Here is a 19,511-nt window from a genome sequence, read left to right on the forward strand (position 1 = left end):
CCGCGGCCCGGGCCCTCGCGTCCGCCTCCGGCCGCTACGGCCGCGGGTCCGGGGACCTAGGCCGAGGGGCCCAGCTGCCCCGGGCCGGAAACGCCGAAGGGCGGCCCTCCCCTGGTGGGGAGAGCCGCCCTTCGGGATCAGCCGGCTGTCAGCCCTTCTGCATGACCTCGGGCTCGTGCCGGCGCTGGAGCCGGGTGACGAGGATGCCGATGAGGACCGAGATCACGACCAGCACGCCCGCGTCGATCGCCCACTGGGCCACCGAGTGCTTCCACAGCGGGTCGTAGTTCGGGTGCTGGAAGTCCTTGTTCCAGGGGCCCATCAGCGTGGACAGGTCCAGCGTGGTGGAGACGATGCCGGTGCCCCAGCGGGCGGGCATCAGCCAGGCGGCCTGCTCCAGGCCGGGCTTGCTGAAGATCTGGAAGAGGCAGCCGGTGAAGACGACCTGGACGATGGCGAACATGACCAGCAGCGGCATGGTCTTCTCGGCGGTCTTCACGAGCGCGGAGATCATCAGGCCGAACATCATCGCGGCGAAGCTCAGCAGGATCATGCCGATGGTCATCTCGATGATCGGCAGGTTCTTGACGATCAGGCCGTGCTCGGGCAGCTTGCGCGGCAGGAAGCCGACGGCGGAGATGATGGCGCCCTGGATCACGCTGAAGAAGCCCAGCACGATGATCTTGGACATCATGTACGCCGAGCGGGAGAGCCCGGTGGCTCGTTCTCGCTCGTAGATCGCCCGTTCCTTGATCAGTTCTCGGACCGAGTTGGCCGCTCCGGAGAAGCAGGCGCCGATCGCCAGGATCAGCATGATCGTCGCGGCGCCGCTGTTGAGGTGGAGCTGCGTCTTCGGGTTGGGTGCCAGCCCCGGTTCGTTGGGGATCAGCACGCTGACCGCGCCGATGACCGCGGGCAGCAGCACCGACAGGGCGAGGAAGCCGCGGTCCGAGGCGAGCACGGACATGTAGCGCCGCATCAGCGTCCACAGCTGGGAGCCCCAGCTCTGCGGCTTCGGCGGCCGGACGGCGTCCTGGGCCACCTGCACGTGCTGGACCTCGCCCGCCTCCGCGGTGGGGGCGGAGTACTGCTGGTAGTGCACCGAGCCGCGGTAACGGCCGGCCCAGTCGTGGTCCGGGTAGTTCTCGAAGGCCTGGAAGACGTCCGCCCAGGTCTCGTACCCGAAGAAGTGCAGCGCCTCGTCCGGCGGGCCGAAGTAGGCCACCGAGCCGCCCGGCGCCATCACCAGCAGCCGGTCGCAGAGCGCGAGTTCGGCCACCGAGTGGGTGACGACCAGGATGGTGCGGCCGTCGTCGGCGAGGCCGCGCAGCATCTGCATGACCTCGCGGTCCATGCCCGGGTCGAGGCCCGAGGTGGGCTCGTCCAGGAAGATCAGCGACGGCTTGGTGAGCAGCTCCAGGGCGACCGAGACGCGCTTCTGCTGGCCGCCGGAGAGCGCGGTGATCTTGTTGTCGGCGCGCTTGTCCAGGCGCAGCTCGTACAGCACCTCGTCGATCCGGGCGTCGCGCTCGCGGGCCTCGGTGTCGCCGGGGAAGCGCAGCCGGGCCGCGTACTTGAGGCCCTTTCGGACGGTGAGCTCGCGGTGCAGGATCTCGGACTGCGGCACCAGGCCGATGCGCGAGCGGAGTTCGGCGAACTGCTTGTAGAGGTTGCGCCCGTCGTACAGCACCTCGCCGCGGTCGGCGGGGCGGTAGCCGGTGAGGGCGCGCAGCAGGGTGGACTTGCCGGAGCCGGACGGGCCGATGACCGCGACCAAGGACTTCTCCGGGACGCCGAAGCTGACGTCGTTGAGCAGGATCTTCTTGGCGCCCTTGTGCTCGACCTCGACGGTCAGGTGGCGGGCGGAGAAGGAGACGGCGCCGGTGTCGACGAACTCCTGCAGCTGGTCGCCGACCAGCACGAAGCTGGAGTGGCCGACGGTCAGCCGGTCCTGCGGTCCCATCAGCTGACGCTGGACCCGCTGGCCGTTGAGGAAGATGCCGTTGTGGCTGCCGAGGTCGACGATCTCGTAGCGGCCGTCCGGCAGCTGGCGCAGCTCGGCGTGGTGGCGGGAGACCTGGAGGTCGGACACCACGATGTCGTTGTCGAGCGCGCGACCGATCCGGACGGTGTTCATGCCCGACGTCAGGTTGCGGATCATCGTCGGCTGCGGGCCGCCGCCACCGCCGTGCTGCGGCGGCTGCGGGAAGCCCTGGTCCTGCGGGAAGCCCTGCTGCTGCGGGAAGCCGCCCTGCTGGGGCTGCGGCGCGTACTGCTGCTGCGGGAACGGCTGCTGACCCTGCGGCTGACCCGCCCAGCCCTGCTGCTGCGGCTGCTGGAACGGGTCCTGCTGCTGCCAGCCCGGCTGCTGGGGCTGCGGCACCGGGCCGCGGCTGGTGGCGGCCTCGTGGATCGGGGTGGCCTGCGGGGCGGCGGCGTGCGCCGGCGCGGAGAAGCCGAGCCGGGGGCCGTTCTCCGGGTTGCCCAGGTTGACGACGGCTCCGGGGAACAGCTGGGCCTGCATGGTGCGGGCGCCGGCCACGTACGTGCCGTTGGTGCTGCCGTGGTCGTCCAGCTGCCAACCGCTGCCGTTGAAGGACATGGTCCCGTGGTGCCAGGAGACCCTGGCGTCGTCGAACGGGAAGTCCGACTGCGGATTGCGCCCGATGGTGTAGGACCGCCCGGGCTCCAGAGTCCGCTGCTGTCCGTTGATCTCAATGACGAGTTGCGGCACTTCTCGCCTGCCCCGCTCTCTCGGTCCCCCGAATTGTGGCCCCCGGCCGGGGGTGCCCTGTTCTGCGACTGACGGGGGGAATCATTCCAGCCCGCCGACCGCCGATGAAAGTCACCCCGGGTGACTGTGACCAGCCTGCTACCGGAACACGGGCACCCGGTGTCCCGCGAGGTGGGACGGGTGCCCCCGGGCCACCGGGCGACGGGTAGCGTGGGAGGCACCATGAACGCATCGCCCCTGGCCGCTGAGCCCCTCCCCGCCGCCCAGCCCCGGACCACGGACGAGCGCACCCTGCTCGTCAAGGTGTTCGGCAAGGACCGCCCCGGCATCACCGCCGGCCTCTTCGCGACGCTGGCCGGCTTCGGCGTCGACGTCATCGACATCGAGCAGGTCGTGACCCGTGGCCGCATCACGCTGTGCGCCCTGGTCACCCCGCCGTCCGCGCCCGGCGCCGAGGGCGGGCTGCGGGCCACCGTCCACCGCTGGGCGGACGAGCAGAAGCTGCAGGCCGAGATCCTCTCCGGCATCGGCGACAACCGGCCGCGCCGCGAGGGCCGTTCGCACGTCACGGTGCTCGGCCACCCGCTGACCGCCGCCGCCGTCTCCGCGCTGACCTCCCGGATCACCGCGGCGGGCGGCAACATCGACCGTGTCTTCCGGCTCGCCAAGTACCCGGTGACGGCGGTCGAGCTGGCCGTCTCCGGTGTGGCGACCGAGGAGCTGCGGGCCGAGCTGGCCCAGGAGGCGGCCACCCAGCGGGTGGACGTCGCGGTGGTGGCGGCCGGGCTGGAGCGCCGGGCCAAGCGCCTGGTGGTCATGGACGTCGACTCCACGCTCATCCAGGACGAGGTGATCGAGCTGTTCGCCGCCCACGCGGGCTGCGAGCAGCAGGTCGCCGAGGTGACGGCGGCGGCGATGCGCGGCGAGCTGGACTTCGCCGAGTCGCTGCGGGCCCGGGTGGCGCTGCTGGCGGGGCTGGACGCCTCGGTGACCGAGAAGGTCCGCGCGGAGGTCCGCTTCACGCCGGGCGCGCGCACCCTGATCCGCACCCTGCAGCGCCTCGGCTTCCAGGTCGCGGTGGTGTCCGGCGGGTTCACCCAGGTCACCGACCACCTGGTGGAGCAGCTGGGGCTGGACTTCGCGGCGGCCAACACCCTGGAGGTGGTGGACGGGAAGTTCACCGGCCGGGTGGTCGGCGAGATCGTGGACCGGGCCGGCAAGGCCCGCTGGCTGGCCCGCTTCGCCGAGCAGGCGAAGGTGCCGCTGGAGCAGACGGTGGCGATCGGCGACGGCGCCAACGACCTGGACATGCTGAACGCCGCCGGGCTGGGAGTGGCGTTCAACGCCAAGCCGGTGGTGCGCGAGGCGGCCGACACCGCGGTGAACGTGCCGTTCCTGGACACCGTGCTGTACCTGCTGGGCATCACCCGCGAGGAGGTCGAGGCGGCCGACGCGCTGCACGGCACCCCCACCGAGGACGAGTAGCAGCCGACCCGATCCGGGCCCGCCGAACAGGGCCTGCGGATGCAGTCGAGGGCGCGCGGACCGAATCCGCGCGCCCCTCACGTACGTTCCGTGGTCAGTCCTGCGGCGTGTGGTACGAGACCAGCTCGGCCACGCCCGGCTCGACGCCCTTCCACGAGCCGCTGAAGCTGAGCACCGCGATCGCCGCCGTCGGGAAGCCGCCGACCCGCAGCCGCTCCAGCGCGTCCGGGTCGCCCGCGTCCCCGGCCAGCACCTGGGTCAGGCCCAGCACGCCGGGATTGTGGCCGACCAGCACGACGTCCGCGTACTCCTCCGGGGTCTCCTGGAGGACCGCGATGATCTCGCCGGGGCTGGCCTCGTAGATCCGGTCCTCGTACACGGTCTTGCGGGGCCGCTTGGGCAGCTCGTGCACCGCCAGCTTCCAGGTCTCGCGGGTGCGCAGGGCCGTGGAGCAGAGCACGTAGTCGGGGGCGATGCCGGAATCGACCAGCCAGCGGCCGGCGTCCGGGGCCTGGTGGCGGCCCCGGTCGGCCAGTGGCCGCTCGTGGTCGTCCACGCCGTTCGGCCAGTCGGCCTTGGCGTGGCGGAGAACGATGATCCTGCGGGGCGTGTCGGCGCTCATACCCAGCAAGCTTGGCAGAAAAGCGGCCCCGGGGCGCGGCGCTCCCGGCTGCCGCCACCCCCAGGGGTGTCGGGTGCCGTCACGCACCGTTCACCGGGGCTGCGAACGGCGGTCGGCCGTCGGCTGGACCAGGTCGGACGCCGCGCGGGCTTCGGTCGGACGGCCGTCAGCCCATCGAGGTGGCGATGGTGGCGATCACCGCCACCAGCACCGCGATGCCGGCGAAGGCCAGGGCGATACGGCCGAGCTGCTTGCGGCCGTCGGTCGGATTGGGGTCGAGAACGGGCATGTCCGGGATTCTCCCATCCCGAACACGCCCGCCCCCGGTCGGGCCCGCCGTCTTGGTCCGGCCTTGGTCAGGCCTTGACCGACTCCGCCGGACGCAGCACCTCGTCCTCGATGTGCCGGGCCATCGCCGCCCGCAGCCCGAACAGCATCTGCGGCACCAGCAGCAGCGCCAGGAAGCCCAGCGGCCAGTACCACTCGCCGGTGACCTGGTAGATCCGCCCGATCAGGATCGGGCCGGGAATCGAGATCAGGTAGCCCACGCCCTGGGCGAAGGCCGACAGCTGCGCCACCCCGCCCGCCGTCCGGGCGCGCAGCCCGATCATCGTCAGCACCAGCGGGAAGGCGCAGTTGGACAGGCCCACCAGGATCGACCAGACCCAGGGTGCGCCGCCCGGGGCGAGCGCCAGCCCGGCGTAGCCGGCGATGCCGCAGGAGGCCAGCACGACGACGAACAGCCGCTGGTCGCCGCGGCGGGCGGCGAGGTTGGGCAGCACGAAGGAGACCGGCACGCCGATCACCATGGTGACCGCGAGCAGCACCCCGGAAGTGCCCTTGTCGACGCCGGCGTCCTGGAAGATCTTCGGCAGCCAGCCCATCACCACGTACGCGCCGGTGGCCTGGAGGCCGAAGAAGCAGGCCATCGCCCAGGCGGTACGGCTGCGGGTGATCGGCAGCCTGGCCGGGGCTGCGGCGCCGCCCGCCCGCTCGCCGCGCTCGCGCTTGGCGATCAGCACCGGCAGCCAGAGCAGCAGGGCGAGCGCGCCGAGCGCGGCCCAGACGCCCAGGCCGTAGCGCCAGTCGCCGCCGAGGGAGCCGGTCAGCGGCACGGTGACGGCGGCGGCCAGCGAGGTGCCGGCGGACAGCGCCATCGAGTACAGGCCGATCATCGGACCGACCTGCTGCGGGAAGTAGCGCTTGATGACCACCGGGATCAGCACGTTGGAGACCGCGACACCGGCCAGGGCGAGCGCGGTCAGCAGCAGGAACACCGCGGTGCCGCCGGCGAAGGAGCGGGCCAGCACGCCCGCGGTGATGGCGCCCATGCCGGCCGTGATCACCGCGATCGGGCCGATCCGCCGGGCCATCGCGGGTGCGGCGAAGCCGAACAGCCCGAAGCACAGCGACGGGACGGCGGTGAGCAGCCCGGCGAGGGTCGGGTTCATCCCGAGGCCGGCGCGGACCTGGTCGAGCAGCGGCCCGAGGCTGGTGACGACGGGGCGCAGGTTGAAGGCGGCGGCGGCGATCGCGACGGCGAACAGCCAGCCGAGGTACTTGGCGGAGGAGGGGGCGGAGTCGGCGGGCCGCTCGGTCTGCGGCCCGGCCTGGTTCCGCGCGGAAGCGGGGGAAGCGGTGGTCTCTGCTGCGGGCATGTGGGCCATCATAGAATGATGGGATGAATTGATGCACCCTGGAATTGGCATGATGTGCCGACCGTTCATCCACCGGCCACATTCCACCCAGGCCGCCCCGAGCCGTAGTCGCAAGGAGTCCCCGTGGCGCTGTCCTCACCGAGGCGCACCCCGCTGTCCGACCAGGTGATCGCCCAGCTGCGCGCCCAGATCACGTCCGGGGAGTGGCCGGTGGGCTCGCGCATCCCCACCGAGGCGGCCCTGGTCGAGCAGCTGGGCGTCGCCCGCAACACCGTCCGCGAGGCCGTCCGCGCCCTCGCCCACAACGGGCTGCTCGACATCCGCCAGGGCTCCGGCACGTACGTGCTGGCCACCAGCGAGCTGGCCGGGGTGATGCACCGCCGCTTCGCCGACGCCGAGCAGGCGCAGGTCGCCGAGCTACGGGCGGCATTGGAGACCTCGGCGGCCGGCCTGGCCGCCCGGCGCCGCACCGAGCGCGACCTGGAGCTGCTGGACGGCGCGCTCGCCCGCCGGGACGACGCCTGGCGCTCCGGTGACGCCGAGGACTTCGTCCAGGCCGACGCCGCCTTCCACCAGGCCGTGGTGGCCGCCGCCCACAACGACGTGCTGCTCGCCGTCTACGCCGACCTCGGCGAGGTCACCCGCGAACACCTGCGCCACGACGTCGGACCTGAGCTGATCGCCGAGCGCTACATCGGCCACGACACCATCGTGGACGCCATCCGGGCCGGGGACGCCCAACGCGCCTCGGTCGAGGCCGGCCGCGCCATCGGCGCCTGCGGGACGGCCGAGGGGTGAGCGTACGGGCCCGGGCGTACGGCCCGGGCGTACGGCCGGACGGAAACGCCGCTGCCCGGCACCCCCACGGGAGGGGTGCCGGGCAGCGGCGTTACGGGCGGAGCGTCAGGCGCCGATGGCGTGCAGACCGCCGTCGACGTGGATGATCTCGCCGGTGGTCTTCGGGAACCAGTCCGACAGCAGCGCGACGACGCCGCGGCCGGCCGGCTCCGGGTCGCTCAGGTCCCACTTCAGCGGGGAGCGGTGATTCCAGGTGTCGGCCAGGTCGCCGAAGCCCGGGATGGACTTGGCGGCCATCGAGCCGATCGGGCCGGCCGAGACCAGGTTGCAGCGGATGTCCCGCGGGCCCAGGTAGCGCGCCAGGTAGCGGTTGGTCGACTCCAGGGCGGCCTTGGCCGGGCCCATCCAGTCGTACTGCGGCCAGGCGAACTGGGCGTCGAAGGTCAGGCCGACCACCGAGCCGCCGTCCTGCATCAGCGGCAGCAGCGCCGTGGTCAGCGACTTCAGCGAGTACGCGGAGACGTGCATGGCGGTGGCCACGGACTCCCACGGGGTGTCCAGGAAGTTGCCGCCCAGCGCGTCCTGCGGGGCGAAGCCGATCGAGTGGACGATGCCGTCCAGGGTCGGCAGGTGCTCGCGGACCTGGTCCGCGATGCCCGCCAGGTCCTCCGGGTTGGAGACGTCCAGCGACAGGACCTTGACCGGCTTCGGCAGCTTCTTGGCGATCCGCTCGGTCAGGCTCGGGCGCGGGAAGGCGGTGAGGATGATCTCCGCGCCCTGCTCCTGCGCGAGCCTGGCGGTGTGGAAGGCGATGGAGGACTCCATCAGCACGCCGGTGATCAGGATCCGCTTGCCCTCGAGGATTCCACTCATGATCAGTGACCCATGCCCAATCCGCCGTCGACGGGAATGACGGCTCCGGTGATGTACGCGGCCTCGTCCGACCCGAGGAACCGCACGGTGGACGCGACCTCGGCGGGCGCCGCGTAGCGGCCCAGCGGCACGCCCGAGACGATCTCCGCGCGGCGCTCGTCGCTGAGCACGGCGGTCATGTCGGTGTCGACGAAGCCGGGGGCGACCACGTTGACGGTGATGTTGCGCGGGCCGAGCTCGCGCGCCAGCGACCGGGCGAAGCCCACCAGGCCGGCCTTGGAGGCGGCGTAGTTCGCCTGGCCCGGCGAGCCGGACAGGCCCACCACGGACGAGATCAGCACGACGCGGCCCTTCTTGGCGCGCATCATCAGCTTGGAGGCGCGCTTGACCACCCGGAAGGTGCCGGTCAGGTTGGTGTCCACGACGGAGGTGAAGTCCTCCTCCGACATGCGCAGCAGCAGGGTGTCGTTGGTGATGCCCGCGTTGGCGACCAGCACCTCGACCGCGCCGTGCTTCTGCTCGATCTCGGTGAAGGCGGCGTCGACCTGCGCGGCGTCCGTGATGTCGCAGCGGACCGCGAGGACGTCGTACTTGGCCAGCGCCTCGGGCACCTCGCCCGAGCGGCTGGTGATGGCCACCTTGTCGCCCGCCTCGGCGAAGGCCTGGGCGATCGCGAGGCCGATGCCCCGGTTTCCTCCGGTGACGAGAACCGAGCGGCTCAACGATCCACCTCTCTCCGTGTGTGAGCGCGTACGTCGGATTGCGTACGCAGTGTGACGCTATCGGGCGGTCGACGGTGGCGGCGCATCGGGCTCCCACAGCGCCGCACCGGAGGAACTGTCGCAATCCGACAATCCACGCCCGCCGCAGCGGCCCGGCCCGGCGAGACCGCCCAGGCCCGGGCACTGCCCGGGTCGGGGCGACTGTACGGGAACAACACGAACCGGTGCGCCCGTTGCCCCCCGTGGGTACGGGTCGGCCCGGGACCTGTCGTACCGTTCACCCGACCCATCCCGGCGAGCGACGAAGGCAGAGCAGCGGATGACCAAGGCACGGCCCGGGGACACCCCCCGACGCGGACGACTGCTGGCCCTCACCGCCCTGGCGGCCGGCCTGGGCGCGACCGTCTGGTCGCTGCGCGACCTGCCGGCGGCGTTCGGGCGGCGCCCGGACGGCGAGCGCGAGGAGCGGGTGCGCAACTCCCCGCAGTACCGCGACGGCGTCTTCCACAACGCGCCGTCCATACTCGCCCGCACCGCCGGGGCGCCCGGCTTCGACCGCGCCACCGCCCGCCGGATGCTCTTCGAGCGCGAGGGCCGCGTCCCCGCCCACCCGGTGCCGACCGTCCGCCCCGCCACCCCGCCCGGTCCGGCGGCCGAGGGCGTGGAGATCACCTGGTACGGGCACGCCTCCGCGCTGGTGGAGATCGAGGGCTTCCGGGTGCTGCTCGACCCGATCTGGAGCGACCGCTGCTCCCCCTCCGCACACATCGGCCCCAAGCGGCTGCACCCGGTGCCGGTCGAGCTGGAGGAGCTGCCGCCGGTCGACGCGGTGCTGATCTCGCACGACCACTACGACCACCTGGACATGGCCACGGTCAAGCGACTGGTGCGCAGCCAGTCCGCGCCCTTCGCGGTGCCGCTCGGTATCGGCGCCCACCTGCGCCGCTGGGGCGTCCCTGAGCACCGGATCATCGAGCTGGACTGGGACGAGACCTGCAACCTGGGCGAGCTGGTGCTCACCCTCACCGCCGCGCACCACTTCTCCGGCCGCGGTCTGACCCGCAACACCACCCTCTGGGGCTCCTGGGTGATCGCCGGCCCGAACCGCAAGGTCTTCTACACCGGCGACTCCGGCTACTTCGAGGGCTACGCCCGGATCGGCGAGCAGCACGGCCCGTTCGACGCCGCGCTGGTCCAGATCGGCGCCTACGACGCGGCCTGGGCGGACATCCACATGACCCCCGAGGACGCCGTCCTCGCCCACCGGGACCTGACGGCCGGCCTGTTGGTGCCCGTCCACTGGTGCACCTTCAACCTGGGCCTGCACCCGTGGGCGGAGCCGATCGAACGGCTGTTGAAGGAGGCCAAGGAGCACGCCGTCCCGCTGGCGGTGCCGCGGCCCGGCGAGCGGGTGGACGTGGACAACCCGCCGGAGCTCGACGGCTGGTGGGAGTCCGTCGGCTGACGGCCCCGAACCGGGGATCGATCCTACGGTCGTACCGAGAGAAACCGCAGCACACCCGACGAAATGCGCTGGCCGGAAACCCGGTGGACGGGAAATGATGCGGTGCGGAGCCCCTGTGGCCCCGCACCGCCACCCTCCGCGACCTGGGAGCCCGATTGCCTCCGATCCCTCCGGCCGACCTCGCCGGCGCCAGGCCCGACCGCGCCGTCGACCCGCTGTTCCTCGCCCTGCCGCTGCGCACCCTCGCCGACGCCGCCCTCACCCGGGCCCGTGAACTCGGCGCGAGCCACGCCGACTTCCGCCTGGAGCGGATCCGCAGCGCCTCCTGGCGGCTGCGCGACGCCCGTCCGGCCGGCACCTCCGACAGCGTGCAGCTCGGCTTCGCCGTCCGGGTGCTGCTCGACGGCGCCTGGGGCTTCGCCGCCGGCGTCGACCTCACCACCGCCGCGGCGGCGAAGGTCGCCGAGCAGGCCGTCGCGGTGGCCCGCCTCTCCGGCGGGATCAGCCGGGCGGCCGGCTCCGCCGAGCGGGTCGAGCTGGCCGACGAGCCGGTCCACCGGGACGTCACCTGGGTCTCCTCGTACGAGGTCAACCCCTTCGAGGTGCCGGACGCCGAGAAGACCGCGCTGCTCGCCGAGCGCAGCTCCCGGCTGCTGGCCGCCGAGGGCGTCTCGCACGTCCAGGCGGCCCTGCTGACCGTCCAGGAGAACAAGTTCTACGCGGACACCGCGGGCACGGTGACCACCCAGCAGCGGATCCGGCTGCACTCGGAGCTGGAGGCCACCTCGGTCGACGAGCGCACCGGCGCCTTCGACTCGATGCGCACCCTCGCCCCGCCGGTCGGCCGCGGCTTCGAGCACCTGACCGGCACCGGCTGGGACTGGGACGCCGAACTCGCCGAACTGCCGGTCCTGCTGGCCGAGAAGATGAAGGCCCCGAGCGTCAAGGCCGGCCTGTACGACCTGGTCATCGACCCGTCCAACCTGTGGCTGACCATCCACGAGTCGATCGGCCACGCCACCGAGCTGGACCGCGCGCTCGGCTACGAGGCCGCCTACGCCGGCACCTCCTTCGCCACCTTCGACAAGCTCGGCTCGCTGCGCTACGGCTCCGACCTGATGCATGTCACCGGCGACCGGACCGCCGAGCACGGCCTGTCCACCATCGGCTACGACGACGAGGGCGTCGCCACCCAGTCCTGGGACCTGGTCCGGGACGGCGTCCTGGTCGGCTACCAACTGGACCGCGGCATGGCCAAGTTGAAGGGCTTCGAGCGCTCCAACGGCTGCGCCTTCGCGGACTCCCCGGCACACGTCCCGGTACAGCGGATGGCCAACGTCTCGCTGCAGCCCGCCGCCGACGGCCCGGACACCGAGGGCCTGTTCGCCGGGGTGGAGAACGGTCTGTACATCGTTGGCGACCGCTCCTGGTCGATCGACATGCAGCGCTACAACTTCCAGTTCACCGGGCAGCGCGCCTACGCCATCAAGAACGGCGAACTCGCGGGCCAGGTCAAGGACTTCGCCTACCAGGCCACCACCACCGACTTCTGGGGCTCGATGGCGGCGGTCGGCGGCCCGCAGACCTACGTGCTCGGCGGCGCCTTCAACTGCGGCAAGGCGCAGCCCGGCCAGGTCGCGGCGGTCAGCCACGGCTGCCCGTCGGCGCTGTTCCGGAACGTCAACGTGCTCAACACCCAGCAGGAGGCGGGTCACTGATGACCGCGATGCAGCCCCACGAACTCGTCGAGCTGGCGCTCGGCCTCTCCCGCGCCGACGGCTGCGTGGTGATCGCCGACGAGGAGTCCACCGCCAACCTGCGCTGGGCCGGCAACGCCCTGACCACCAACGGCGTCACCCGCGGCCGTCGGCTGACGGTGATCGCCACCGTGGCCGGCGCCGAGGGCACCGCCTCCGGCGTGGTCTCCCGCGAGGCCGTCACCCAGGAGGACGTCGAAGGCCTGGTGCGGGCCGCCGAGGAGGCCGCCCGCGCGGCCGGCCCGGCCGAGGACGCCCAGCCCCTGGTCGCCGACCGGCCCGCCTCCCCGGACTTCACCGAGCCGCCCGCGGAGACCTCGATCGCGGTCTTCGACGCCTTCGGCCCCGCCCTCGGCGAGGCCTTCGCCCGCGCCGCCGCCCAGGGCGAGCTGCTGTACGGCTTCGCCCGCCACGAGCTGACCTCCAGCTACCTGGGCACCTCCACCGGCCTGCGGCTGCGCCACGACCAGCCCACCGGCATGGTCGAGATCAACGCCAAGACCGCCGACCTGTCCGGCTCGGCCTGGGTCGGCGCCGCCACCCGGGACTTCACCGACGTCGACGTCGCCGACCTGCACACCGAGCTGACCAGGCGCCTCGGCTGGGGCGCCCGCAAGGTGGACCTGCCGGCCGGCCGCTACGAGACGCTGCTGCCGCCCTCGGCCGTCGCCGACCTGATGGTCTACCTCAGCTGGTCCTCCGGCGGCCGGGACGCCCACGAGGGCCGGACGGTCTTCTCCAAGCCCGGCGGGGGCACCCGGATCGGCGACAAGCTCAGCGGCCTGCCGCTGACCCTGCGCTCCGACCCGCAGGAGGACGGCCTGCAGGCCCCGCCGTTCGTGCTCACCCACTCCACCGGCGGGGACGCCTCGGTCTTCGACAACGGCGAGCCGGTCTCCGCCACCGAGTGGATCCGCGAGGGCGTGCTGAACGACCTGGTCACCAGCCGCCACTCGGCCGGCCTCACCGGGCTGCCGGTGCGCCCGGCGATCGACAACCTCGTCCTGGAGACGGCCGACCAGGAGTCGGCGCCGACCCTGGACGAGATGATCGCCCGCACCGAGCGCGGCCTGCTGCTCACCTGCCTCTGGTACATCCGTGAGGTGGACCCGGCGACGCTGCTGCTCACCGGCCTCACCCGGGACGGCGTCTACCTGGTGGAGAACGGCGAGGTGGTCGGCGCGGTCAACAACTTCCGGTTCAACGAGTCCCCGGTGGACCTCCTCGACCGGATCACCGAGGTGGGCCGCACCGAACGCTGCCTGCCCCGCGAGTGGAGCGACTGGTTCACCCGCACCGCGATGCCACCCGTGCGTGTCGCGGACTTCAACATGAGTTCGGTCAGCCAGGCCTCTTAGCCGCTGACCAACGGGGGATACGAGAGACATGATGGACGAGAAACGGCTGGTCAGGTCGAGCAGGATGCTGTCGCGCATCCTGCGGCACGAGCCCGGACTGGTGGGGGTCACGCTGGACGGGTCCGGCTGGGTGCGGATCGACGTCCTGCTCGCCGCGCTCGCGGAGAAGGGCAGGCCGCTCACCCGGGCCGAGCTGGACCACGTGGTGGCCACCAACGACAAGCGCCGCTTCGGCTACTCGCCGGACGGTCTCTCGATCCGCGCGAACCAGGGCCACACGGTGGCGGTCGACCTCGGCCTGGCCGCCGCCGTGCCGCCCCACGTGCTCTACCACGGCACCGCCGACCGGCACCTGGCGGCGATCTTCCGCGAGGGCCTGCGCCCGATGTCCCGCGGGGACGTCCACCTCTCGGCGGACCCCGAGACGGCGACCGGGGTCGGCGCCCGGCACGGCCGCCCGGTGGTGCTGACGGTGAACGCGGCCGCGATGACGGCGGCCGGCCACGAGTTCCGGCTCAGCGAGAACGGCGTCTGGCTCACCGACGCCGTCCCCCCGCAGTACCTCTCCCGGCGCTCGTAGGGGGCAGGCACGCCGCCACGCCCGAAGGGCCTGTCCGCTCCGCCGGACAGGCCCTTCGGCTACCCGACCGGGTGGGTCCGCCCCACCCGGTCTCGTCGTCGGGACCGCCCGGGCGTACCGTGAGGAGGCCGCGCGGCCAGGCGCGGAGGAGCGTGACGAGGGCGGTAGGACACATGGGCAAGAGCGCCGGCGACGGGCAGGTCTTCCGGATCACGGGGGCGCGCAGCAGCCTCACCGAGGACGTCCGGGGGCGCCAGCGCCGCTACGTCATCTCGATGCTGCTCCGCACGGTCTGCGTGCTGCTCGCGGTGGTGCTGTGGGACGTCCAGCGCTGGCTGGCGGTCGCGGCGCTGGCGGGCGGCGTGCTGCTGCCGTACTTCGCGGTGCTGATCGCCAACGCGGGCCGGGAGCGGGCCCCGGGCCTGCCGAGCACCTTCGACATCCCGCTGGACACCCCGCTGATGCTGGGCCCCGGTGGGAGGGGTGGGGCGGGTGCGACCACCGGTACGGGAGGGACGAAGGCCGCTGCCACCGATCCTTCACAGGACGTGGACTGACTGTCCGCTTCACCCCGGTCCGACCACATCCGGCCGGGCCGAAGCTCAAAAGAAGCTCAGATTAATCATGCAAGACCTCCCCATCCTCAGGTCTCGGCGTGACATACTGCGTACGCGCTCCGCATCCCCCGTCGGAGCGACGGACCGACGCCGGGCGGCTCCCCCCGTGGCTGCCCGGCGTCGCCATGCCCGGATCCGGCCGTCCCGACCGGGCGTGACAGACTGGCGGTGCGGATTCACCCGCCTGTTTGACCCGCCTATCGCTGAGGACGGCCCGATGGACACCCCGCAGACGCCGATCTGCTCCGCCAAGGGCTGCCGGGCGGACGCCGGCTGGGTGCTGGTGTGGAACAACCCCAAGCTGCACACCCCGGACCGCCGCAAGACCTGGCTCGCCTGTGACGAGCACCGCGAGCACCTGTCCCAGTTCCTCGGTGTGCGCGGCTTCCTCAAGGAGGTCGTCGCCTTCGCCGACTGGACCCCCGAGACCCCCGGCGAGACGGTCTAGCGAGAAGCGGTCCAGCGAGAAGCGGTCTAGCCGCCGATCGCGGACATCGGCCGCTCGGGCTGCAGGAACTCCGGGTCGTCGATCCCGGCCCCGGCCTTCTTGCCCCACATCGCCGCCCGCCACAGCGCGGCGAGCTCGGCGTCGTCCGCGCCCGAGCGCAGCGCGGTGCGCAGGTCCGTCTCCCCGGTCGCGAACAGGCAGTTGCGCACCTGGCCGTCGGCGGTCAGCCGGGTCCGGTCGCAGGCGCGGCAGAACGGCCGGGTGACGGAGGCGATCACACCGACCCGGCCCGGGCCGCCGTCCACCTGCCAGCGCTCGGCGGGCGCCGCGCCGCGATGGGCGGACGGCTCCGGGGTGAGCGTGAAGCGGGTGCGGAGCAGTTCGAGGATCTCCTCCGCGGTGACCATCGACGTCCGGTCCCAGCCGTGCTGGGCGTCCAGCGGCATCTGCTCGATGAAGCGCAGCTCGTAGTCCCGCTCCAGGCACCAGCCCAGCAGGTCGGCCGCCTCGTGGTCGTTGACCCCGCGCATCAGCACCGCGTTCAGCTTGACCGGCGTCAGCCCGGCGGCCTCGGCGGCGGCCAGCCCGTCCAGGACGTCCCCGTGGCGTCGCCGGCGGGTGAGGGTGTGGAACACCTCGGGGTCGAGGGTGTCCAGCGAGACGTTGACCCGGTCCAGCCCGGCCTCGCGCAGCGCCGTCGCGGTGCGGGACAGCCCGATGCCGTTGGTGGTCAGCGAGAGTTCGGGCCGCGGCTCCAGTTGCGCGCAGGCGGCCACGATGGCGACCAGCCCGGGGCGCAGCAACGGCTCGCCGCCGGTGAAGCGGACCTCGCGCACGCCCAGGTCGCGCACGGCGACCGTGACCAGCCGGACGATCTCCTCGTCGGTCAGCAGGTCCGGCTTGGCCAGCCACTGCAGCCCCTCCTCCGGCATGCAGTAGGTGCAGCGCAGGTTGCACCGGTCCGTGAGGGAGACCCGCAGGTCGACGGCCTGGCGTCCGAAGGTGTCGAGCAGCACGTGCGTCCTTCCCGAAATGCGGCCGGCCCGGCCACCGTCAGGCGGGCCGGGCCAGCATAGTCATCGCGGGACGATCAATGGGCGCCCAGTCCGGTCAGCGAGCGGACCTCCAGTTCAGCGTACTTCGCCGGGTCGGGGCGCTCGGTGGACAGCAGGGTGCCGATCCAGCCCGCCAGGAAGCCGATCGGGATGGAGACCAGCCCGGGGTTCTCCAGCGGGAACCAGTGGAAGTCGGAGTTCGGGAAGAGCGACTTGGGGGTTCCGGACAGCACCGGGGAGAACACCACCAGCACCACCGAGGAGATCAGTCCGGCGTAGACCGAGCTGACCGCGCCCGCGGTGGTGAAGCGCTTCCAGAACAGCGAGTAGAGCAGGGTCGGCAGGTTCGCCGAGGCGGCCACCGCGAAGGCCAGCGCGACCAGGGCGGCGGTGCTGAGCTTGCCCGCGTAGAGGCTGAGCACGATGGAGACCGCGCCGATCGCGACGGCGGCCCACTTCGCCGACAGCACCTCCTCCTTCTCGCTCGCCCTGCCGCGCCGGATCACGTTGGCGTACAGGTCGTGCGCGAACGAGGCCGAGGAGGCCAGGGTGAGACCGGCGACCACGGCGAGGATGGTGGCGAAGGCGACCGCCGAGATCACCGCGAGCATGATCGCCCCGCCGGTGGTGCCGGCCCCGCCGCCGAGCTGCTCGGCGAGCAGCGGCGCCGCGGTGTTCCCGGACGGCGTCTTGCCCTCGACGGCCACCATGCCGCTGCGGCCGACCAGCGCCGCCGCGCCGAAGCCGAGCGCCAGGGTCATCAGGTAGAAGACGCCGATGATGCCGATCGCCCAGAGCACCGACTTCCGGGCCGCCTTGGCGGTGGGCACGGTGTAGAAGCGGACCAGGATGTGCGGCAGGCCCGCGGTGCCGAGCACCAGGGCGATCCCCAGGCTGATGAAGTCGAGCTTGGAGGTGTTGCTGGCCCCGTACTTCAGCCCGGGTTCGAGGAAGGCCGCCCCCTTGCCGCTCGCGGAGGCGGCGGCGCCGAGCAGCTCCGAGGGGTTGAAGTGGTACTTGGCGAGTACCAGGACGGTCATCAGCGCGGCGCCGGCGATCAGCAGCACCGCCTTGACGATCTGCACCCAGGTGGTGCCCTTCATGCCCCCTATCACCACGTAGATGATCATCAGGGCGCCCACCGCGAGGATGGTCCAGCGCTTGGCGCCCTCCCCGGTGACCCCCAGCAGCAGGGCCACCAGCGCCCCGGCACCGACCATCTGGGCGAGCAGGTAGAAGATCGACACCACGATGGTGGACACCCCGGCCGCGGTGCGCACCGGGCGCTGGCGCATCCGGAACGCGAGCACGTCCGCCATGGTGAACCGCCCGGAGTTGCGCAGCGGCTCGGCGATCAGCAGCAGCGCGACCAGCCAGGCGACCAGGAAGCCGATCGAGTACAGGAAGCCGTCGTAGCCGTTGAGCGCGATCAGCCCGGCGATGCCGAGGAAGGAGGCGGCGGACATGTAGTCGCCGGAGATCGCCAGGCCGTTCTGGAAGCCGGTGAAGCCGCGGCCGCCGGCATAGAAGTCGGATGCGCTGCGGTTCTGCCGCCCGGTCCAGACTGTGATGACCAGGGTGGCCAGGACGAAGGCCCCGAACAGGCTCATCGTCAGGCCGCGGTGCTCGGTGGCGGAGCTGGCGAGCAATGTCATTCGGCGGACTCCCGGGGGGCGTGGACGACGGCTCCGTGCGCCTCGCGGATCGCGGTGGCGGCCGGGTCGATCCGCCGGTCCGCGTAGCGGGCGTACCAGGCGGCGATCGCGAAGGTGGTGGCGAACTGCAGCAGCCCGAGCACCAGGGCCACGTTGACGTGCCCGAACACCTTGGCGCCCATCAAGCCCGGGGCGTAGCACGAGAGCAGGACGTAGAGCAGGTACCAGAGCACGAAGCCGATGGTGACCGGGAAGGCGAAGCTCCGGAACGAGCGCCGCAGGGCACGGAACTCCTCGCTGTCGTCGATGAGTTGGACTTCCGTGGCGGATGTGGTGATCGGCGGCGAATCCACTCTCTCTCCTCACTCCTTCGGCGTAGCTGGCACACGGGGAACGATCGAACGTGAGGGGCGTCACATTTCGCGGCGCCGCGCAATGCTAGGAGCGTCGTGCCCGCCCCGAAAGGGGTTGACCGCGATCAGCCATCCGTTCACCCCCTCACGCCACACGAATGGCCGAAAATCACCACCCGTGTCACCCCGCGCCTCCCCCGCCCCATGCGCGAGGGGCGGCACCGACCAGCGGTGCCGCCCCTCGTGACGACGCGTCAGAAATCGATCAGGGAGCGGTCAGAAGGCGATCCGGACCTTGAGCGCCGAGCGGTCGTCCATCGCCCGGTAGCCGTCCGGCACGCCGTCCAGGTCGACCGTGCGGTCGAAGACCAGGCCCGGCTCGATGGCCCCGGACAGCACGTCCGGCAGCAGCTCGGGGATGTACGCGCGGGCCGGCGCGACGCCGCCGTTCAACGAAACGTTTCGGCCGAACATCTGACCGATGTCCACGCCCGCGCTGCCGCCGTGCGGCACCCCGACGTACCCGACCGCACCGCCGTCCCGGGTGATCGAGATGGCCGTCCGCATCGACTCCTCGGTGCCGACCGCCTCCAGCACCGCGTGCGCGCCCTGGCCGCCGGTCAGCTCCTTGACCGCCTCGACGGCGGCGTCGCCGCGCTCGGCCACCACGTCCGTCGCCCCGAAGCGCCGGGCCAGCTCGGTCCGGGCCGTGTGCCGGCCCAGCGCGATGATCCGGCCCGCGCCCAGCCGGTGCGCCGCCAGGACGCCGCACAGGCCCACCGCGCCGTCGCCGACCACCGCGACCGTCGACCCGGGCCGCACGCCCGCCGAGACCGCCGCGTGGTGCCCGGTTGACATCACGTCCGACAGCGCCAGCAGCCCGGGCAGCAGCTTCTCGTCACCCGCCGCCTCCTTCGGCAGCTTCACCAGCGTCCCGTCCGCGAACGGCACCCGCACCGCCTCGCCCTGGCCGCCGTCCGAGCCGACCTGCCCCCAGAACCCGCCGTGCGGGCAGGAGGTCTGCAGGCCTTCGCGACAGAAATCACACGTCCCGTCCGACCAGACGAACGGCGCCACCACCAGGTCGCCCTTGGCGAAGCCGCGCACCTCGGCGCCGGCCTCCTCGACCACGCCCAGGAACTCGTGCCCGATCCGCTGCCCGGCCACCCGCTGGGCCACCCCGCGGTAGGCCCAGAGGTCGCTGCCGCAGATGCAGGCGTTCACCACCCGCAGCACCACGTCCGTCGGGTGCTGGATCACCGGGTCCGGAACGTCCTCGATCCGGATGTCGTTGGGGCCGTGGATCACGGTGGCACGCATGCGCTGTTCCT

Annotated in this window: 18 protein-coding genes; 8 read left to right on the forward strand and 10 right to left on the reverse strand. The window is 72.3% G+C overall.

The window, feature by feature from the left end:
• Positions 1-148: 148 nt before the first annotated feature.
• Positions 149-2,734, reverse strand: a complete 2,586-nt coding sequence (locus ACZ3TI_RS08865) for an FHA domain-containing protein (RefSeq protein ID WP_465724956.1) — start codon at positions 2,732-2,734, stop codon at positions 149-151.
• Positions 2,735-2,956: 222 nt separating this feature from the next.
• Here ACZ3TI_RS08865 and serB point away from each other — a divergent pair, with 222 nt between their 5' ends.
• Positions 2,957-4,219: a phosphoserine phosphatase SerB gene (gene serB / locus ACZ3TI_RS08870; RefSeq protein WP_465724958.1), complete on the forward strand. Its 1,263-nt coding sequence runs from the start codon at positions 2,957-2,959 to the stop codon at positions 4,217-4,219.
• A 94-nt stretch (positions 4,220-4,313) separates the two neighbouring features.
• On the opposite strand, the gene ACZ3TI_RS08875 is transcribed toward serB, so the two are convergent.
• The 3 genes from ACZ3TI_RS08875 to ACZ3TI_RS08885 form a co-directional block, all read right to left on the reverse strand.
• Positions 4,314-4,841 carry a SixA phosphatase family protein gene (locus ACZ3TI_RS08875; protein ID WP_465724960.1) on the reverse strand — a complete coding sequence of 176 codons (528 nt, stop codon included), beginning with the start codon at positions 4,839-4,841 and terminating at the stop codon, positions 4,314-4,316.
• A 166-nt stretch (positions 4,842-5,007) separates the two neighbouring features.
• Entirely contained in the window at positions 5,008-5,130 is a 123-nt protein-coding gene (locus tag ACZ3TI_RS08880; RefSeq protein ID WP_465724962.1) for an SGM_5486 family transporter-associated protein, read from the reverse strand.
• A gap of 67 nt (positions 5,131-5,197) precedes the next feature.
• Positions 5,198-6,499, reverse strand: coding sequence for a CynX/NimT family MFS transporter (locus ACZ3TI_RS08885; RefSeq protein ID WP_465724964.1), 1,302 nt, complete (start codon positions 6,497-6,499; stop codon positions 5,198-5,200).
• A gap of 123 nt (positions 6,500-6,622) precedes the next feature.
• Here ACZ3TI_RS08885 and ACZ3TI_RS08890 point away from each other — a divergent pair, with 123 nt between their 5' ends.
• Entirely contained in the window at positions 6,623-7,297 is a 675-nt protein-coding gene (locus ACZ3TI_RS08890) for a FadR/GntR family transcriptional regulator (protein ID WP_465724966.1), read from the forward strand.
• 105 nt (positions 7,298-7,402) lie between these two features.
• On the opposite strand, the gene fabI is transcribed toward ACZ3TI_RS08890, so the two are convergent.
• Together fabI and fabG are read right to left on the reverse strand one after the other, a co-directional pair.
• Positions 7,403-8,170 carry an enoyl-ACP reductase FabI gene (fabI, locus tag ACZ3TI_RS08895; protein WP_465724968.1) on the reverse strand — a complete coding sequence of 256 codons (768 nt, stop codon included), beginning with the start codon at positions 8,168-8,170 and terminating at the stop codon, positions 7,403-7,405.
• Positions 8,171-8,172: 2 nt separating this feature from the next.
• Positions 8,173-8,892 carry a 3-oxoacyl-[acyl-carrier-protein] reductase gene (gene fabG / locus ACZ3TI_RS08900; protein ID WP_392878259.1) on the reverse strand — a complete coding sequence of 240 codons (720 nt, stop codon included), beginning with the start codon at positions 8,890-8,892 and terminating at the stop codon, positions 8,173-8,175.
• A gap of 319 nt (positions 8,893-9,211) precedes the next feature.
• On the opposite strand from fabG, the gene ACZ3TI_RS08905 reads away from it, so the two are divergent.
• The 6 genes from ACZ3TI_RS08905 (at position 9,212) to ACZ3TI_RS08930 (ending at position 15,117) form a co-directional block, all read left to right on the forward strand.
• Positions 9,212-10,357 carry an MBL fold metallo-hydrolase gene (locus ACZ3TI_RS08905; protein ID WP_465724970.1) on the forward strand — a complete coding sequence of 382 codons (1,146 nt, stop codon included), beginning with the start codon at positions 9,212-9,214 and terminating at the stop codon, positions 10,355-10,357.
• Positions 10,358-10,521: 164 nt separating this feature from the next.
• Positions 10,522-12,075 carry a TldD/PmbA family protein gene (locus ACZ3TI_RS08910; RefSeq protein WP_465725463.1) on the forward strand — a complete coding sequence of 518 codons (1,554 nt, stop codon included), beginning with the start codon at positions 10,522-10,524 and terminating at the stop codon, positions 12,073-12,075.
• Positions 12,075-13,472 carry a metallopeptidase TldD-related protein gene (locus ACZ3TI_RS08915; RefSeq protein WP_465724972.1) on the forward strand — a complete coding sequence of 466 codons (1,398 nt, stop codon included), beginning with the start codon at positions 12,075-12,077 and terminating at the stop codon, positions 13,470-13,472. The genes ACZ3TI_RS08910 and ACZ3TI_RS08915 overlap by 1 nt, the downstream gene beginning before the upstream one ends.
• 31 nt (positions 13,473-13,503) lie before the next feature.
• Positions 13,504-14,052: an RNA 2'-phosphotransferase gene (locus ACZ3TI_RS08920; RefSeq protein WP_465725465.1), complete on the forward strand. Its 549-nt coding sequence runs from the start codon at positions 13,504-13,506 to the stop codon at positions 14,050-14,052.
• A gap of 173 nt (positions 14,053-14,225) precedes the next feature.
• Entirely contained in the window at positions 14,226-14,609 is a 384-nt protein-coding gene (locus ACZ3TI_RS08925; RefSeq protein ID WP_465724974.1) for a DUF3099 domain-containing protein, read from the forward strand.
• Between the two features lie 277 nt (positions 14,610-14,886).
• Positions 14,887-15,117 (forward strand): hypothetical protein, encoded by a 231-nt coding sequence (locus tag ACZ3TI_RS08930; RefSeq protein ID WP_465724976.1) that lies wholly within the window; start codon positions 14,887-14,889, stop codon positions 15,115-15,117.
• A 26-nt stretch (positions 15,118-15,143) separates the two neighbouring features.
• On the opposite strand, the gene moaA is transcribed toward ACZ3TI_RS08930, so the two are convergent.
• From moaA to ACZ3TI_RS08950, 4 genes are all read right to left on the reverse strand, one after another.
• Positions 15,144-16,133: a GTP 3',8-cyclase MoaA gene (gene moaA, locus ACZ3TI_RS08935; protein WP_465724978.1), complete on the reverse strand. Its 990-nt coding sequence runs from the start codon at positions 16,131-16,133 to the stop codon at positions 15,144-15,146.
• A gap of 74 nt (positions 16,134-16,207) precedes the next feature.
• A complete protein-coding gene (locus ACZ3TI_RS08940; protein WP_465724980.1) occupies positions 16,208-17,827 on the reverse strand; it encodes a solute symporter family protein in 1,620 nt (539 codons plus the stop codon).
• Positions 17,824-18,180: a DUF485 domain-containing protein gene (locus ACZ3TI_RS08945; protein ID WP_465724982.1), complete on the reverse strand. Its 357-nt coding sequence runs from the start codon at positions 18,178-18,180 to the stop codon at positions 17,824-17,826. The genes ACZ3TI_RS08940 and ACZ3TI_RS08945 overlap by 4 nt, the downstream gene beginning before the upstream one ends.
• Before the next feature lie 276 nt (positions 18,181-18,456).
• Positions 18,457-19,500 carry a zinc-dependent alcohol dehydrogenase family protein gene (locus ACZ3TI_RS08950; RefSeq protein WP_465724984.1) on the reverse strand — a complete coding sequence of 348 codons (1,044 nt, stop codon included), beginning with the start codon at positions 19,498-19,500 and terminating at the stop codon, positions 18,457-18,459.
• Positions 19,501-19,511 lie beyond the last annotated feature (11 nt).

This window comes from Kitasatospora sp. NPDC023120, from assembly GCF_055560835.1.